Origin of the sequence: Nitrosomonas eutropha (assembly GCF_003201195.1) — a bacterium.
GTDB classification, from domain to species: Bacteria; Pseudomonadota; Gammaproteobacteria; order Burkholderiales; family Nitrosomonadaceae; genus Nitrosomonas; species Nitrosomonas eutropha.
On sequence record NZ_QICQ01000007.1, the window covers coordinates 26,117 to 41,882 of the forward strand.

Here is a 15,766-nt window from a genome sequence, read left to right on the forward strand (position 1 = left end):
TTTTATTTTATAGCCCCTTCTGTTGCCAATTTCTTGCTCTTTTGTCTTTTTAATTCCTCCCTTTTTAAAGCCCTCATTCCTGGGCAAGAATGAATGGCGTCAATAGATTCTTTTAAGGCATCTCGACACTCAATTGACTGCTGTAGTTGATGGGCAATAAGATATTGTTCAAATAGGCTCAATTCCCGTTTGATCTCCTTGGCTGCAAACTGCCACACTCGCATCCGTGCCGGTGGTATCAAAGTCTCATCCAGCTCACTTGCATAAAATTTGTATAGAGTTTCACTTAGGGCCTTCTCGATGTCTCCATCGTACTTAGCCAGAAGAGCTTTATAGATCCGTTCGACAATTACAATTAGCATCTGCCCATCGCCGCACGTAGGCTCGAAAAAGAAATTTTCATGGTCTGACAGTACGTCATCGCCACCGAGAAGATCCAGCATTTCGTTCGTGACCCACGGTGGCGTGAATATTTGACCTTGTTCCAATTCTTTATTGCTCATTGCTTTACCTCAATCACCCTCGGCTGCCACTTCGGTTTGGCATGATCCTGTGTATCCTTACGGCCTTCTACGGCAGCACGTGTTACGACTGGCCGTCCCGCTGCATTTATAAAGAAGGGAATACCCATGAACCGTAGCTGCTCTATTTGGGCCGACTTCATGCGATACCCAGTAAGCTCCGCGATATCTGGTGGTTCAAGAAATACTGACATTGCTATTCCTCATTGCATTTAGTGCTTGCTCAACCTGATTTAGCGCCGCCATTTTTTCTCTGAATTTTGGCCTGTCTTCTGGCCGCATATTCCAGCCGTGCCTTAAGGCATTTTTTCTGCTGGCTTCTTCTTTATCTTTCGCCGATGGCTTACGAGTACTGTGTCTGGGTACCCCGGCTGTCATCTCCAGATAAGAAAGCTGCTTCCACACAGAGCATTCCGTCCGCCCCATCATCACGGCGATATCTTTTACCTGCATCTTTTTTTTCTTGCGCAGATGAGCGAGAAATCTTCTGTCTTCTGCGGTCCATTTTCTTTGGTGGCTCATCACTTGTATCAGCTCGCTACTAGGTTTAAGTATGTCCATATCTGCTCCTTACTGCTTACGATGGATCATTGCCGCATCGGTTACCACGAGACCATCATTCGACAGGCCTAATGCTTCACGATCAGCAAGCATCTTATGCATGGCCTCTTCAGCTTGTTCTGGTGATAATCCAAGGCGCTTGGCAATATCTTCCAATCTGACCATTGGGGTTCCATCCTCAAGATAGCCAGATATTTCCGGTATCAGGCCCATTTCCTGTGCTTTATCCATCATTTCATCTTTCAATTCCTCTGGGGCTAGCTCCATTGCCAACATCATCGCCCGTATAGTGTCTGCGTGATCTTCTCCCAAGGTTTCGAGAAGTTCACGATGCTGTCTGACTGCTGCTATGAATTCATGTGATGGGTTCATCCATTTCTCCTGATTCATTTCACTATCGCAGCGGCCAGCAGCGCTGCTCCTATGATGGCGAGGATTCCTGGCTCAGCTACATGTTTATATTTATCAGCACATGGTTTGCCCGGCTTCTTTAACACCTGCTTGTATGCTGGTGCTGGCCAGTACAGTACTGGTGGTGATTGCCCTGTCATGCTTTGTTCTGCCCAACGCAGGGCAGGGTATCCATTGATTCCATATGGATTAGCAGGATCTGGCAGAAGATCATCCGTCATGATGATTTCCCCGTCCTTGCCATATTCATGGCCTGCCGGGAAGAGTTCGCTGTAATCCATTCCAAAGGCAACGTAATCAAGCTCGTCATCCAGGATGCATATATTTCCGCCATCAGCATCTAGCTTCTTACTAAGATCAGGTGCTGCTGCAACTGCGAAGATCAGATAAGCGATGCCGGCAAGCAGGGTGATGATGGTTACCACTTCGGCGTATTGGGTGAGTGTGCGAGTAGTCACTCTTCCACCTTCATCTTCACCAGCCACAGGTTGCCGTCCGAATTTGAGAAACCCTTATAAAGAGTATTCGTGATGGGCGACCGCCCTATATTGATCAGCGGGATAAGCATGTTTACTGTCCTAACGAAGTCATCTACATCAACGCCGAATTTTTCCCAGAATGAGAGCCATAATTTGTATTCATATGTTCCATCTACATCAATGAATGCATCCAGCTCTTCCCCCAGAAGAAACGCGGCTAGCTCCTCAATTTCCAAATCATCAGCTTTGAACTTGGTCATGCCACCTCCATTCCGGCTGCGGTGATCTTTTTTGCGAGCGATAGCGCTACGTGGCTGATCACGTTATTTGCCACATCTAGTACCAGCACGATGGTTACTGCCAGTACAGCAGCGATGGCCAAGTCGATCAGGAATATTCTTAGTTTGCTCATGCTCTGCTCCCCTTATTTTTGTTTGCTGTTACTTTCACCGCTGTACCAGGGCAGAAGCGCACAAAGGCATCTGATGCAGCGTCCACAGTGGATCTGAATAACCCGGTGTAGGCATGTCTGTAACCGTTGTGCTGACGTACCTGCACGTGGCAGGGGATGAGTGGTTTCATGGGGGCTCCTTGTTTAAATGTGAATCTATTACACTATATGGTGTAATAAAAGTCAACACCAAATGGTGCTAATTCCCACAAATCCCCACAAAGCCGAACGCCCACAGAAGGAGATCCCACGAGGGGTGCCCAGTCTCTTCAGTTGAAGAAGGGATGGGTCGTTAACGATTTATGGTCAAAGGTTTGGCCAAGTTAACGACTAGAAGGGAATGCGATTATGGAGTTAGTAGTAAATCAGCAAATTTACTATTCGAATAAGAAGCTTATTCCGATTGAGGATGTTGCAGAATCACTGCTGGCTCTGGAAGGGGTGATACGTCATTCCCCGGAAGTTTTAGAAGCTCTTTTTCCTGGTGTAAAAATTAGTGCTGTAGATATTTATATCAAAGCGTTAAAGTCCGATAGCCTTTGGGAAGATGTTGTAGTCAAGTTCATATTTGGAAGCCAAGATAAACTTGACCTATTTATTGAGAATGCGCGCGAACGATTGGGGATGAATAAAATTTCAAACGATGGATTATTGTCAGTAATTATTATTTTGCTTATTTTTGTTGGTTACTCTTATCTACTTAATAGAGATCAGACAGTAACTCAACAGCAGAGAGATACCATTGAGGCAAACAATAATACGATTATTAACATAGGAGCAGGCATGGTAGATATAACTGCTGAAGAGTTCAGAATCCTTATTGATGGTGCGGTAAAAGATAAAGAGAAATTGGCAAAAGATGCTGTTCGTATAGTTAAACCGGCGAAACTAGATCCAGAAGCTTCCATAACTTTTAATGATAATCAGGCGCTACAAATTCTCCCGGAAACTGTCAGGGCTATGCCAGGTTATGTTTCCGATCTGGAAGATGAAGAATTTATAGAAGACTTTCCGAGTCTTGAAATGGAAGTGCGTGCGACTGATCTTGATAGCACGAAACGCGGATGGGCTGTTGTGATGCCGGAGATCAGTGAAGAACGTGTAAAACTTCACCTGGATTCCACGATAGATCGGCGCAAACTTCACGAAAAAGACAGATTTAAGGGGTCTGCTACAGTTATATTTAAACTCGATAAGAAATATAAAAAACTACCAAAGCTCGTTCTTCTACGAGAAATCATTGAATAAATTGCATCAGCACATCTAGTAACTATCTGTTGGGCCGCGTTGATCTCGAAACCATAAAAACTAAATACCCCTTACCCAGCATCCATGGTTATCCCATTGTTTTTATTAATGAATTAATAAGATAGATTTATCGGAAGGAATCTTTCATGCTTGAGTATTTGAGTCAAGATGGCAGACGAGATAGTTAATAGAAGGCCAGTGGGATGTGTAGGGTGTAGTCCTGAGGATGGTTTGATTAGCGATGAAATGAAAGGCCCTACCATTCCGAGGGTATCCTCGGGATGGTGGATAACAGAAAGCCCGCACTAGGCGGGCCTTGTTATTTGTTAAGTGGGGGAGGGAACGAGCCGTTAGCTATTCTTTATAGGCATGCAGGTTTATTAATTAAGTAGAAAGATTTAGCTTGAGTACTAAACATATGTTGACTATAATTGATTCCAACACGGCCCACCCAGCAGCACCAGGGGTGGGTTTTCTTTTTCCTGGCTATATCAACGTACAACAAGCCCTATCTTACTTTTGAGCAGCAACTGGATTTGCTGAAGAGTCGGGGATTGTCCCTGAGAAATATGGGATTCCCGGATGGATGGGATACCCACCCCTTATGGATGCGTAAAAAAATTTAACCCGCCTTCCTCTGCTTGAATTTATTCTTCCGCCATAACCACGGTGGCACCCGTTCATTGTCTGGCAACTTCCACAGTCCGCGACGATTAAGCCTTGCTTCGTGCTCGAGGCTGTAGAGCAACAGATCGTTCGCATATTGCGGATATACCCAGGCTGCACCACGCTTTACCATCTCGGCATTGATGTTCACTCTATTCACATACACGCGTCCGACTTTGCGCTTGTAGCGATCGGTAGCTTCCACTTCGATAGTAGCGGTCTTGCCGAAAGCAAGATCTGATAATTCCTGTTTGGCTTTGGTGCCGTAGGGTTGTTTCGATTCCGGGGTGTCTATCCCGGCCATGCGAATCTTAATCTGTTTCTTGCTGCTATCGAGTATGGTTAGCGTATCGCCATCAGAGATTGCCACGACACGGCCAGTGAGCTGCTCTGCCTGCAAGGGCAGGGCGACAATGAATATCGCCAGGAAGAGGATCTTTTTGAGGTTCATGAGATAGGTGTGAAATATATCCAGTATACCCACATGCAAATTGCTGTAACTATTCCGAATATTGCTTTGCGCTGTTGAGTTGTTCTGCCGATCATCATTGCAAGGGGAATAGCAATGGCTGCGGTGATTATGAATGCGGTAATAAATGAGTGCACCCAGGGGGAAATTATTTCTGCGATATTTAATTTTGTCATCCACTTGTATCGGTAGTGGCTATGCTGATCTTTAAGTGTTTTTACTACAAGCAATGCAAATCAGCAGGGTGTATACGATTTCATACTTATCCCCGAAAACCTTGAGTGATTCTGTGGATAACTGCTTTAAGGTACTGGTTGCGCAGGAAAGATGGGGATGGTTAATGATTGATCAAACTACTCTCCGCTTTTAACAACGCTGCCTGCAACAAATGCTGCAATGAGCTCAGTATCTTCATCAAGCAATCAACAACGCCCCTTTTTTGCTTGACCAGGAGGGCAATGATATCCAGGGTTTATATTGCCTGGATAAACATTATTGCTCGGGTAAATCGGGTATCCATGTTGAGGGTAATTATCATGTTGATGATGGTCTGGTTTTGTAGTGATTGCAGTACCCGCTGACGCTCCCAAGGCACCCCCTATAATTGCGCCGCTACGACCACCAAGCTCATTTCCCAGCGCAGCTCCAGCAGCTCCTCCGATTGCCCCGCCAACGGCCGCATCCAGGGTGGAGTTATCAGCGCCAGCTTCCATGGCAACAACTACTAGTATCGGTAAGAAGTATTTTAAATTCATGTGTTTGTCCCAAAAAGTTAACAATACAAGATATGTTTGACACTCAACTGATCAAAGGTAGAACGCTGGTTGGCCAAACCAAGAAGAGTGAGGATAGGGAGCAGACTCTACAATGCTATGTGTATTTGTACAATAACCTGTTGCTACAGTAGCACTGCAGAGTAAAACGAAGTGGGATGTAGTAGGTAGATATGATCATCAAAACTAGAACACCCCTAATACAAGCAAGGCATTATTTACAGTTTGGACTATCGACCAATTGACCATTGCAGTTTGTAACTTGGTTTTGATAACCGCTATAGCTGATAGTAGAAGGGGTTTTTGACCAGCTACCATCACTTTTTTGACAAGTTGCGGTCAGTTTGTTATTAGCTATAGACGCATCCTTGCAAGTTCTTGCAAAAGAGCCGGTGGCACCCGTGCATACCAAGTTGCCATCGACATTGCTGACGTTTCCTACGCAAGAAGTTGCAAACGGTAGTTCAGTATTATTTTTTGAGCCATTGAAGCGGGTACAGCTTGCGGTCAATGTTTCCCCATTCAGAGCAATATTTGTGCAGGTCTTCTGGTACGACCCTTCAGGATTCGCTGCAAAAGCAGATGCTTGAAACGCAAATGACAGAAGAAATAAAGTGACTACCGAAATGATGTTTCTAATCATTATAAAACCTCGATTAAATTTAGTTATGAAAAGAACTCTAATATGAGGCTGACTAACAAACCTCATCCATCGTAGCGGATGAATTTAAATTTACTTTAGAAGAATTTTATATTTTGAATTGCTACAAGTTGCAAACAATAGGTGGGGGGGAGATCAGTCGTGGATGTGGGATGTAGAATTTAGCTTTTATAAAGGTAACGCCGAAAAAATTTTGCTTAAGTTCGTTGAGGCTCTGTCGTTAACTGTACCTCATCTTTTGAAGTCTTTTGCCCGCCGTCACTGGCGGGTTTTTTATGGGGAGTCAGAATTCCTCGCTTGGCTTTCTACTTTGTATCTCATATATTGAGTTTTGTGCTACACAACATGCGTTGTATCACTTTCATGCACTTCAAAATACTTTTCTGCCTTCAGCCATATTTGAATATTTTTAGCATGATGTGTGTTACTCGTATGAATGTGAATAATGAACATACAGCAACCCATATCCATAGCACAGAGAAATAGTATTTCGATGTGTCAATGAAAAATCCAGTAATATTTAAACTACAAAATAAAAGATTGACCCAAATTGCTGTAGCTATATATGAGACTAGATCATGGATATAGCCACTTTTCTTTAAATCATCAATTATTGGCGATCTCATACTCATAAGAATCGCTTTGCTTGTTGCAAGAAATCCGACAAATATTCCAGATACTGTGAGAGTGGAAGATAAAATTGAATCTTTTTCAGGGAATGGAGCACCTATTTGCAGCCAGAAGAAAGAGAAAATGGCGGCAAAGATGAATGGATAAGTTCTTTCAAATAGAAGTGCCATTATTTCATTCTAATTTGCCGTGTGCATAAGCTGTTGCATTAATTTTATCCAGATAATTCCGAGAACATTTCATGAATTTCTCCAAATTCATCCTGAGAAAAATAAAAGAAACCAGCGGCACTACAACAGTGATCACTAACACCGGAGAAGACATTATTAGATGACGAATGACGTGATAATTCATTTTCACGTAATAGGATTTTATTAGTTGTTTTTGTGTTTCTGTATTCTTAGCAACTGTTTCTTCAAGTTTATTACTGAATGTGGTGGGGATTTTTGCTTTCTTCACAAAAAATGTTAAGAAAATAGCCTGCCAGATGTTCAGTTTGTGCCCGAATTGAATGAACCCATTCATAGATGAACGTAGCATCATATAAGATGGATCATTGAATCCAATTTTCCCGTTCCGGGCATCATCAAATAATTGATCACGCAGGATAAACATCTTTTGCCTGAATGAATCAATATAATAATCAGGGAAAAGCCACAGGATTAACCCAAGCAATATTAATATCGTGGCGAGTGAAAACAATCCAATTATTTCATTCATCATCTATCCTCCAGTCTGGTATCTCCTCGTTTTGTGAGGTTGCTGGAAGATCGGTTTTGATCTACATCTTTTTCAAGTTCCGTAATCCTGGTTTGCAGCCTCTCAATCGTATCTTTTCTTAATTTTCTTTGGAGAAATCCGTAAATAGTCCCTCCAACTCCAACTAAAGCCATTAATTTTGATAAAAGCTCCAGCTCAAACAGTACGCTGATCGCTATATCGGCAGATGTGTTTTTGCCTGAAATCGATATTATCGAAAGGTACACATAGTATGTGACAAATGCAATGACACTCCATTTGATGAGGTATGTTATCAACTGCACACATACATCTAATATTTTAGATAACTTCAGAAAGGATAGTTCAGCTTCCCGCATGTTCTTGCTTTTACTTTTTTGCTGCATATCCGATGTTTTATTTCTTTGCTGAATTTTTTCTGATTAAACCTTGTCATCCATTGCTGATAGCAGGAGGCATGCTGTCGATTTAGATTGGGATGAGCTATTACCAGCTCCCTCATTGTCTTGAGAGTGTCTTGGATCTGTTATATGTGATACATACCGAGATTGATTCAATTTTATAGACTTGAATAGATCTTTATTGACTTGAGCATGAATCATTTTGCTTGTCGCTCTTGCCTTCATATTTTGAAGATTCATCAATTCCTTCACTTCCTGTTTTGATTCCTGACTCATTAATTGTTTCAGTCTCATTGGCTCCCTCTGCTATCGGTTCAGCTTCCTTTTCCAGGATTTCTAGAAAATTGCAAACTATTGGGTTTTCTGAATATGGAACGTTTGGCAATAATCCAAGCGCCCATTTATATAACTCTATTGTTGTGGCGTCTGGCTTTTCAACACTTTTGAAGAGGGTGGAGGCTTCCTTTCTATCAATCACAAATCCATGTGATGGGTAGCCACTAACCAATCGAATTAATGAATCTGACGCTAGTGAATTAGTTACTTTATTTAACCGCCGCCCATAATCAAAAGCTATTTGAACGGCTCTTTGGTGCTCACCAAGAGTTACCGGATCTATTTTTGCGGCAATAGGTGCAATAAACCCATCTGCAAGTTTTGTGGCGATATCAGCTGCAAGTTTTGTTGTCAGTCCACTACCCCCGCGTATATCCATCAGATAGTTCCTAAATGAGACAAGTATCTGATTTTCTAGTGCGTTAATAGCTTGGATAATATTTAGGCCAGACATATTTTCAAATATTTCATCCGGCTTTGATAATTGTATATCTAACGGCCCTAGTTCACCTCTATCTCCAAAAATTAATTTGTGAGCCCCAATACATACAAGTGTTCCTGCAGACTTGCAAGCATCCGGTATCAGGATTTCAACTTTTTCAAAATGATGATTTAAAGCTCGTGCAATTCGATAGGCGGCATCAGGATCTCCACCATAAGTTACAAGTACTAGACAAATTTTTATTTTCTCATGCGGAATACTTTCTAAGACATTAGATATTTTCTTGTATCCCTCTCTGTTGATTCCACCGTAATATAGAACTACATCTCCCTCATATTTATCTAAAACTTCCTTTGTAATCATCATTTTTATTCTCATACAAGATATTTACAAAGGATAAATACGGCATCCCCAGAGTCGAGTTTAGCTTTCCAGAACCACTACGGCCTAAGTCTCCTTAAAATTGCTCACTCTTCCAGACCGTCAGTATTTTTCCGAACACCTCAAAGTCCATTCCTTCCACGATATCAAAGGGATCATAATCCGAGTTTTTCGATTTTGCCCGATAGATAACGCCACCATCTGTTGTAGGTATGCGCTGGATAGTTTTGATGTAGCCGTGATTTCCTACCCGAAAGAAGTAAACCGCATCTGAATCTACTTCTGTCACCCCACGGTCCATTAGAAGCGGATCGCCTGGGTTGAACATGGGTTGCATTGACGGTCCGAATCCGGTCACGATGCAAAGATTATTTACGCCAGTATGTCGCCTTACATTCAGTCGTAACCATTCATGATCAACGTGCCAACTTTTGATGACACCGACCATACCATCAAGTATCAGGCCATTACCCATTGAGCCACCGGCATCATACTGCGGGATAACCACTTCATCAGGCTGAGGGGTACTGTCAAAAAAACTTACTCTGTGCGATGGCTGCGGGGTAGTGATGTCTAGACCAGGTTCTACGTTAGATTCATTGAACCCGTGCATCTCAATATCAGATCGAGGCGAGTATTTCGGAAGTTTCCCTGTTAACAACCATTCAATACTGAATTTAGTTTTCGAGAGTGCCAACAGGGGCTTGGGTCCGAGTTTTGTTTGTCCAGAAAACCATTGCGAGACTAGTCCTTCTGACACATTGCAAAATTTCGCCAGTTCTCGTGGCGACTCTATTCTTAATTCCCGCATAACTTCAAGCAGGCGATCTCCTAATGTATCCATCACATCCATGTCTGGATCATCAGGGTCGATTGTTATCTCGCTACTAAGCCAGCCGGTTGGATAATTTGGCGCATAATTTTCTTCCATCTGCGCGGCCACTTTTTCGCCAAATGATTTTCTTCCAGCGATCATATCTCCCAGTTGTCTGTCTGGTTTTTTGAATTTCCTGCCTGCTACGGCCAGAGTGTATTTATCAACTAAGGCAGCAAGATTCTTCCTTCTTATTTCTGAAATATCCATTTGTGCATTACACCAAATGGTTAACATTCAGTAAATGCACCGTACAGTGTTGACATATACACCACGTGGTGTATAGTTGCTCTATGGAATTAATCGAATACATAAAAAAATTATCTATAAGTGATCGTAATGATTTCGCCGTTTGTTGCGAAACCTCATTTGCACACCTGAGAAATATTGCCTACGGATACAGGCGTGCTGGCGAATTGTTATGCATCAACATTGAGCGCGAATCGGGTGGATTAGTTAAATGTGAAACCCTCCGCCCCGACGTTGACTGGGGCTATCTGCGCAACAGTCGCCCCCAGACCAAACCCATACAGGAACAATCATGACGCCATTGTCATCTGCGGTTGCTGAAAGATCACGCAAGGCGCATTCATTGGTATTGCAGCGTCTTGCATCGGTAGGACAGGTGAAGGTGGCTGAGATGATCGGCACGTCGGAATCGACTATCTCCCGCTTCGTCAATACCGACCTGGAACGTTCCTGCCAGATATTGGCAGCACTGGGATTGAAGGTGGTGCCGATTGAGCTTAGATGCTATGAGCCGCGCAAGATCGCCATTCTGATGGAGTTAGCGCGGGATCACTTGAATCAGCTTGAGACAGTAGAGCAGCTGTCTTTTGATGACTGACGGGGAGGGCAGAATGATCCCGTCTACAGAATTACTCCCTGGCATTTCCTTGCCTTACCGCAGCGGGCAGCGTGGGCTCCCCCTTTCTCTCCTTATCCCACGTAGCCGGATGCCCGCATTTTCAGGTGACGGTTATGTCGATATGTTTTCCGGCTCGTGTGGCCAGGGTGATCAGCATATCCAGGCTAAATTTTTCCCATTTTCCACGCATCAGATCGGATACACGAGACTGGCCAATGCCAAGTGTTTTAGCAGCTGTTTCCTGCGTCCATTCACGTTCGCGGATTGTTTTGCGCAGGTTGCTCATCAATTCTGCCCTCAGAGTATAAATGGCCGATTCTTCTGGCTTAAACCCAAGATCTTTGAATACGTTTCCGCTGGATTTGGTAATTTTTTCCATCGATTGTTACTCCTTCATGATTTGCTTGTAACGCTGTTCTGCCAGCGCTATGTCGTGTTTGCTGGTTTTCTGCGTTTTCTTGTGGAATGCATGCAGGATATAAACGGCGTCCTGCATTTTTGCCACGTAAATTACACGCCATTCGCCCATTACGTGGATCCTGATTTCGTAGGTACCTGGTCCAACGGAGAGCATCGGTTTGAAATCGGATGGCATCAGTCCTTGTTGCACGGCGAAAAGCTCAAAACCAACTGCCTTGCGGGCTTCTTCCGGAAAGTTTTTCAGATCGTCGAGGCTGGATCCAATGAATCTAAGCGGCTTCATAGGCTGAATTATATAAATATCATGATAATTTATCAATGTATTTATATAAATATGGGTAAGTATAAATGACCCCTAACCGGATCGATTTCAAGCGAATTGCTGATGCTGCACTTGGCCGTGCACATGCGCTGGTGCCTCAGTGGTTGCCGGGCGGTGATACGGCCGGGGCTGAATATAAGTGTTTGAATCCGACACGTTCTGATCATCGTAAGGGGTCGTTCTCGATCAACCTGGTATCCGGGGTATGGTCTGACTTTGCGACTGGGGATTCCGGTGCTGATCTGATCAGTCTGTATGCGTATATCCATTGTCTTTCGCAGCTCGATGCGGCCAAGGCAGTCGCTGAGCAGGTAGGGATCGATCTGGAGTCATCTGTTCCGGCAAAAGAGGAAAAATCGTTGGATAAGCCAGCGAGGAAGCGATCTCTTTGGGTGCCAATAGTGCCGGTGCCAGAGGATGCACCGCCGGCACCGGTTGCGCATCCGGTGCGCGGGCGATCCGTCAAGCACTGGGATTATTTCGATCAGGAAGGCCGTGTGCTGGGTGCTGTGCACCGGTTCCAGACTTCTGATGGTGGCAAAGAGATTTTGCCATGCGTATTTGCGCAGCATGAGTTATCCGATAAGCGTGAGTGGCGCTGGATGGCTTTCCCGGAGCCGAGGCCGCTGTATGGGTTGCGTCAGCTTGAGCTGCACCCTGAGCGGCCGGTGCTGCTGGTGGAAGGGGAGAAGTGTGCGGATGCGGGCAGGGTTGCGCTTGAGGATGAATTCGTATCAGTAAGTTGGTCAGGTGGCAGCAAGGCGGTAGATAAATCCGATTGGCAGCCACTGGCTGGTAAGGTGATTTATGCCTTCCCGGATTGCGATGCGAAACGTGATGCTGTCGGCAATCTGCTGCCTGAGCATAAGCAACCAGGGATGGTGGCAATACTCAAGATACGGGATTTGTTGCTCAAGCTGGATCCTGCAACGAAGTTTCGGCTAGTACCGATTCCTGCCCCCGGTGATAAGCTGGATGGCTGGGATATCGCGGATGCAGTCGAGGAAGGCATGCCGAAGGAAGCGTTGCTGGTATTGATTCGATCGGCGCCGGAATGGCAGGCGGAGCCTGAAAGGGCTGAGCGGCAAAGTGCTGGTGAGGGTGATGATGGGCCGCCCTGGTCTGTCAGGGATTTGGTATGGGATGGCAAGAAACCGGCCGCCTGTCTGTCGAACGTGTACGACATCCTGGAGCACGATAAAAAATGGCGAAATGTGATCGCCTATGACGAATTTTCTTACCGGGTGGTGAAGCTGAAACCACCGCCATTTGTGGGCGGTGAAACGGGTGAATGGAACGGGGATGACGATGTGCAGACCTCGATGTGGATCACGCGTAAATATGGCTTTGCTCCCCGGGAAAACATGACTGCGCTGGCGGTGGAATCGCTGGCGAGGTTTCACAAGTTTAACCCGGTGCAGGATTATCTGCGCTCCCTGAAATGGGATGGTATTTCGCGCGTGGATGACTGGATAACTGATTTCATCCATGCCCCAAAGTCAAAGTATGTCTGGCGGGTTGCCCGCTGGTTTCTGGTGGGGATGGTTGCGCGCGCGATGCGGCCCGGTATCAAGTTTGATTATTGCCTGGTACTGGAAGGCGATCAGGGACGCGGTAAATCATCGCTCCTGCGCGTTTTGGGTGGTGGGTGGTTCGGTGATACCGATCTGGATCTGCACAGCAAGGACAGCATGTCTGCGCTGCGTGGCAAGTGGTTGTATGAGATCTCCGAGCTGGGATCGTTGGCTCGTTCCGAAGCAACCAAGCAAAAGTCATTCTTTTCGCGCGAGGTGGATGAATTCCGGCCGGTTTATGGGGCGCGTGAAGTACGTTGCCCGCGTCAGCTGGTGTTCTGTGGAACCACCAATGAGTGGGAATGGAACAAGGATCAGACAGGCGGCCGGCGGTTCTGGCCAATCGAATGCACAGGTGAAATCAATATCGATGGCCTGGCAGCGGTGCGGGATCAGTTGTTTGCCGAGGCGTATCAGATTTATCTGTCTGGTGAACGCTTCTGGCCAACCAACCGCGAGCAGATCGATATTTTTAACCCGGAACAGTTCAGGAGGAGTGTATCGGATAGCTATCTGGATATGATCGAAAATTGGATTGCAGAACAGTATAAGGAGTTCTGCATTGCGGATGTGGCAACCGATTGCCTGAAGATCGACGCGGCACGACTGAGCAGGGATGTGCAGACGCGGATCGGCAGTGCATTACGGAAGTTGGGCTGCAGGAGGATTGAAAAACGCACGCACGCCGTTACCCGATACTGGTACAAGGCCCCCCAAGAAATGGGCTCAGGTCATAAATCGGGACAGGATGATGCGAAAGGAGAGGATCGTGGCATCGATTTTTGATTTCATGTTCCTAACCTTCCTAACCTATGCGCTGAGGTTAGGAACCTTGAAACCCTCATGGACAGGGCTTCTTCCTAACCTTCCTAACCTTCCCTACCTGTTTCCAATATACATGTGTACGCGTTATGCGCGCGACGCGCGACGTGTCAATTCTATATATAAATAACTTTTATTTTAGGTTAGGAAGGTTAGGAAGGTTAGGAAGAACAAGCAGGCACGCGGCTTTAGAGGTTCCCAACCTAGTTCCCAACCTAGTTCGAGGTTGGGAAGGTTTGGTCAGATAAATTGACATGCTATTAAGGGGATAAGTGGATTACGGAAAAGATTTTCGGCAGGCAACACAGCAGGTTGTGGAGTTATCTCGCTTTGAGCGACAGGTAATTAATCGACGTGCGAAGGAGTTGGCGCAATTGGCAGAGATTGCATATAGGGAAAAGCTGATAGAGATTGCGCTCCTGGATAAAGATATGGATGGCACGATTGACCTGATGGTGATTAAGAGATCTATCCCTGAAATCGATTCTGAAATGGGTGCTTGTGATGGATAAGGATGAGGTACGCCAGTTGTTTCCGCAGTGCATTGCCTTTGCAGATGAGTGCCGGCGTGTGTTTGGCGATGATATCCAGCTGGTCTACGTGGAAGAAAATGGCCGATCGCTGGGTAAGCGTGGCGAGGCCGGTATGAAAACAGCTTTATCCGGTGATGTGAATAATCCATGAGCGGCGTGCTATTCAGTTGGATGTACGGTGATCCGGCAGAGGTGGTGGATCGGTTGCGTTCTTTGCGGGAACGGTTGGAGCAAGCAGAAAAAGAGCAATTGGTACGGGAGCGTCGCAGGAAGGCCCGGCGGATCCGGAAACTGGTGAAGGCAGCAAAAGCGGGAAAGTTAAAGGAGAGGTGAGATGGAAGAAGCGATCGTCGTCAGCAGGTTGTGCAGGTGGGCAAAGTGGAAGCTGGGCAGTGGCAGGCATCTGGGGTTTAAGTCACAGGTTAACTTTGTACGATTGGCTGGTGAGGAAGCGGTGTGTCCGGATTACGATATCGATAGAGAGTGTATTGAAACCAATGACGCGATCGAGCAATTGCCGGAACTTTACAAACTGGTGGTGCGGGTCGAATATCTGAGCGAGTGCAGAAATGACGGTGAGCGTGCGGTCAGGATTGGTGTTTGTAAAAGGTCATTTATATCATATAGATCAACTGCTTATAAATATATCGGTGAATTTTTGATGAAATCTCAAAGAAATCGCTTGCACATGGTGCACGATTTTGGCATGATCTAGGCAAAGTGGCGTTGGTGCGTGATCGTGCCGAAAACGCTAAACAGAGACCCGTTCCCCCGAACGGGTTTTTTTATGGCCGTTTGAAAATGAATCAGGATCGCCAGACATCTGCACAGCGTGGTTACGGTTATCGCTGGCAGAAAGCCCGGGAAGGTTACCTGCGTAAGCATCCTCTATGCGCAGATCATGGGCGGCGTGGCCAGATCGTAGCGGCAACAGTTGTTGATCATGTTATCCCGCATCGGGGTGATAGCAAGCTGTTCTGGGATTCGGGTAACTGGCAGTCTTTATGTAAGCATTGCCATGACAGCCACAAGCAGAGGCTAGAGAAGTCCGGAATTGATGCGGGCTGCGATTTATCTGGTATCCCGCTGGATTCCAACCACCACTGGAATCGAAAGAATTTTTAAATGATCAGCCCCGGGGGGCGGGTCAAAGTCTACAGCTTTTCGCCTCCTGACCGCACTCCC

26 protein-coding genes are annotated in these 15,766 nt (G+C 45.6%); 8 read left to right on the plus strand and 18 right to left on the minus strand.

What is annotated here, in order from left to right; translation table 11 throughout:
* Window positions 1–2: 2 nt before the first annotated feature.
* Genes C8R14_RS03840 through C8R14_RS13455 form a run of 8 tightly spaced genes read right to left on the minus strand, consistent with a single transcriptional unit; the run spans window position 3 to window position 2,554 of the window.
* Window positions 3–503: a DNA methyltransferase family protein gene (locus tag C8R14_RS03840; protein ID WP_011634548.1), complete on the minus strand. Its 501-nt coding sequence runs from the start codon at window positions 501–503 to the stop codon at window positions 3–5.
* Entirely contained in the window at window positions 500–715 is a 216-nt protein-coding gene (locus tag C8R14_RS03845; protein ID WP_041353510.1) for a DUF4224 domain-containing protein, read from the minus strand. The genes C8R14_RS03840 and C8R14_RS03845 overlap by 4 nt, the downstream gene beginning before the upstream one ends.
* Complete coding sequence (locus C8R14_RS03850; RefSeq protein ID WP_011634547.1) at window positions 699–1,082, minus strand: hypothetical protein; 384 nt, start codon at window positions 1,080–1,082, stop codon at window positions 699–701. Before C8R14_RS03850 ends, C8R14_RS03845 begins: the two co-directional genes overlap by 17 nt.
* A gap of 9 nt (window positions 1,083–1,091) precedes the next feature.
* Entirely contained in the window at window positions 1,092–1,454 is a 363-nt protein-coding gene (locus C8R14_RS03855; RefSeq protein WP_011634546.1) for a hypothetical protein, read from the minus strand.
* A 14-nt stretch (window positions 1,455–1,468) separates the two neighbouring features.
* Window positions 1,469–1,951 (minus strand): hypothetical protein, encoded by a 483-nt coding sequence (locus C8R14_RS03860; RefSeq protein ID WP_011634545.1) that lies wholly within the window; start codon window positions 1,949–1,951, stop codon window positions 1,469–1,471.
* Complete coding sequence (locus tag C8R14_RS03865) at window positions 1,948–2,232, minus strand: hypothetical protein (RefSeq protein WP_011634544.1); 285 nt, start codon at window positions 2,230–2,232, stop codon at window positions 1,948–1,950. The genes C8R14_RS03860 and C8R14_RS03865 overlap by 4 nt, the downstream gene beginning before the upstream one ends.
* The gene (locus C8R14_RS13450; protein WP_166485005.1) at window positions 2,229–2,384 is read right to left on the minus strand and encodes a hypothetical protein; all 156 of its coding nucleotides are present in this window, start codon (window positions 2,382–2,384) and stop codon (window positions 2,229–2,231) included. The genes C8R14_RS03865 and C8R14_RS13450 overlap by 4 nt, the downstream gene beginning before the upstream one ends.
* Window positions 2,381–2,554: a hypothetical protein gene (locus C8R14_RS13455; RefSeq protein ID WP_166485004.1), complete on the minus strand. Its 174-nt coding sequence runs from the start codon at window positions 2,552–2,554 to the stop codon at window positions 2,381–2,383. The genes C8R14_RS13450 and C8R14_RS13455 overlap by 4 nt, the downstream gene beginning before the upstream one ends.
* Window positions 2,555–2,771: 217 nt before the next feature.
* Here C8R14_RS13455 and C8R14_RS03870 point away from each other — a divergent pair, with 217 nt between their 5' ends.
* Window positions 2,772–3,671, plus strand: coding sequence for a hypothetical protein (locus C8R14_RS03870; RefSeq protein ID WP_011634543.1), 900 nt, complete (start codon window positions 2,772–2,774; stop codon window positions 3,669–3,671).
* 622 nt (window positions 3,672–4,293) lie between these two features.
* Here the strand turns inward: C8R14_RS03870 and C8R14_RS03875 are convergent.
* The 8 genes from C8R14_RS03875 to C8R14_RS03910 form a co-directional block, all read right to left on the minus strand.
* Complete coding sequence (locus tag C8R14_RS03875; protein WP_258332398.1) at window positions 4,294–4,986, minus strand: thermonuclease family protein; 693 nt, start codon at window positions 4,984–4,986, stop codon at window positions 4,294–4,296.
* A gap of 242 nt (window positions 4,987–5,228) precedes the next feature.
* A complete protein-coding gene (locus C8R14_RS03880) occupies window positions 5,229–5,561 on the minus strand; it encodes a YMGG-like glycine zipper-containing protein (RefSeq protein WP_041353508.1) in 333 nt (110 codons plus the stop codon).
* A 232-nt stretch (window positions 5,562–5,793) separates the two neighbouring features.
* Window positions 5,794–6,222 carry a CVNH domain-containing protein gene (locus tag C8R14_RS03885; protein WP_166485003.1) on the minus strand — a complete coding sequence of 143 codons (429 nt, stop codon included), beginning with the start codon at window positions 6,220–6,222 and terminating at the stop codon, window positions 5,794–5,796.
* Between the two features lie 407 nt (window positions 6,223–6,629).
* A complete protein-coding gene (locus C8R14_RS03890) occupies window positions 6,630–7,040 on the minus strand; it encodes a hypothetical protein (RefSeq protein WP_011634539.1) in 411 nt (136 codons plus the stop codon).
* A 4-nt stretch (window positions 7,041–7,044) separates the two neighbouring features.
* The gene (locus tag C8R14_RS03895; RefSeq protein WP_011634538.1) at window positions 7,045–7,593 is read right to left on the minus strand and encodes a hypothetical protein; all 549 of its coding nucleotides are present in this window, start codon (window positions 7,591–7,593) and stop codon (window positions 7,045–7,047) included.
* Window positions 7,590–7,994 (minus strand): hypothetical protein, encoded by a 405-nt coding sequence (locus C8R14_RS03900; RefSeq protein ID WP_011634537.1) that lies wholly within the window; start codon window positions 7,992–7,994, stop codon window positions 7,590–7,592. The genes C8R14_RS03895 and C8R14_RS03900 overlap by 4 nt, the downstream gene beginning before the upstream one ends.
* Window positions 7,995–8,187: 193 nt before the next feature.
* On the minus strand, window positions 8,188–9,153 hold the full coding sequence (locus tag C8R14_RS03905) for an SDH family Clp fold serine proteinase (protein ID WP_207204463.1): 966 nt from the start codon (window positions 9,151–9,153) through the stop codon (window positions 8,188–8,190).
* 91 nt (window positions 9,154–9,244) lie between these two features.
* A complete protein-coding gene (locus C8R14_RS03910) occupies window positions 9,245–10,252 on the minus strand; it encodes a S24 family peptidase (RefSeq protein WP_207204462.1) in 1,008 nt (335 codons plus the stop codon).
* 331 nt (window positions 10,253–10,583) lie between these two features.
* On the opposite strand from C8R14_RS03910, the gene C8R14_RS03920 reads away from it, so the two are divergent.
* The gene (locus C8R14_RS03920) at window positions 10,584–10,889 is read left to right on the plus strand and encodes a CII family transcriptional regulator (protein WP_011634533.1); all 306 of its coding nucleotides are present in this window, start codon (window positions 10,584–10,586) and stop codon (window positions 10,887–10,889) included.
* Between the two features lie 121 nt (window positions 10,890–11,010).
* Here C8R14_RS03920 and C8R14_RS03925 read toward each other — a convergent pair whose 3' ends face one another.
* Both C8R14_RS03925 and C8R14_RS03930 read right to left on the minus strand, forming a co-directional pair.
* Window positions 11,011–11,289, minus strand: a complete 279-nt coding sequence (locus tag C8R14_RS03925) for a helix-turn-helix domain-containing protein (RefSeq protein WP_011634532.1) — start codon at window positions 11,287–11,289, stop codon at window positions 11,011–11,013.
* A gap of 6 nt (window positions 11,290–11,295) precedes the next feature.
* Window positions 11,296–11,613, minus strand: a complete 318-nt coding sequence (locus C8R14_RS03930) for a type II toxin-antitoxin system RelE/ParE family toxin (protein ID WP_011634531.1) — start codon at window positions 11,611–11,613, stop codon at window positions 11,296–11,298.
* A 65-nt stretch (window positions 11,614–11,678) separates the two neighbouring features.
* Between C8R14_RS03930 and C8R14_RS03935 the strand changes: the two genes are divergently transcribed.
* From C8R14_RS03935 to C8R14_RS03960, 6 genes are all read left to right on the plus strand, one after another.
* On the plus strand, window positions 11,679–14,012 hold the full coding sequence (locus C8R14_RS03935) for a VapE domain-containing protein (RefSeq protein ID WP_049753110.1): 2,334 nt from the start codon (window positions 11,679–11,681) through the stop codon (window positions 14,010–14,012).
* Window positions 14,013–14,320: 308 nt separating this feature from the next.
* Window positions 14,321–14,560, plus strand: coding sequence for a hypothetical protein (locus tag C8R14_RS03940; RefSeq protein ID WP_011634529.1), 240 nt, complete (start codon window positions 14,321–14,323; stop codon window positions 14,558–14,560).
* Window positions 14,553–14,732: a hypothetical protein gene (locus C8R14_RS03945; protein ID WP_041353506.1), complete on the plus strand. Its 180-nt coding sequence runs from the start codon at window positions 14,553–14,555 to the stop codon at window positions 14,730–14,732. Before C8R14_RS03940 ends, C8R14_RS03945 begins: the two co-directional genes overlap by 8 nt.
* The gene (locus C8R14_RS03950) at window positions 14,729–14,914 is read left to right on the plus strand and encodes a hypothetical protein (RefSeq protein ID WP_041353505.1); all 186 of its coding nucleotides are present in this window, start codon (window positions 14,729–14,731) and stop codon (window positions 14,912–14,914) included. Before C8R14_RS03945 ends, C8R14_RS03950 begins: the two co-directional genes overlap by 4 nt.
* Before the next feature lies 1 nt (window position 14,915).
* Window positions 14,916–15,296 (plus strand): hypothetical protein, encoded by a 381-nt coding sequence (locus C8R14_RS03955; RefSeq protein ID WP_041353504.1) that lies wholly within the window; start codon window positions 14,916–14,918, stop codon window positions 15,294–15,296.
* A gap of 14 nt (window positions 15,297–15,310) precedes the next feature.
* Entirely contained in the window at window positions 15,311–15,706 is a 396-nt protein-coding gene (locus C8R14_RS03960; RefSeq protein WP_258332410.1) for an HNH endonuclease, read from the plus strand.
* Window positions 15,707–15,766: the final 60 nt, after the last annotated feature.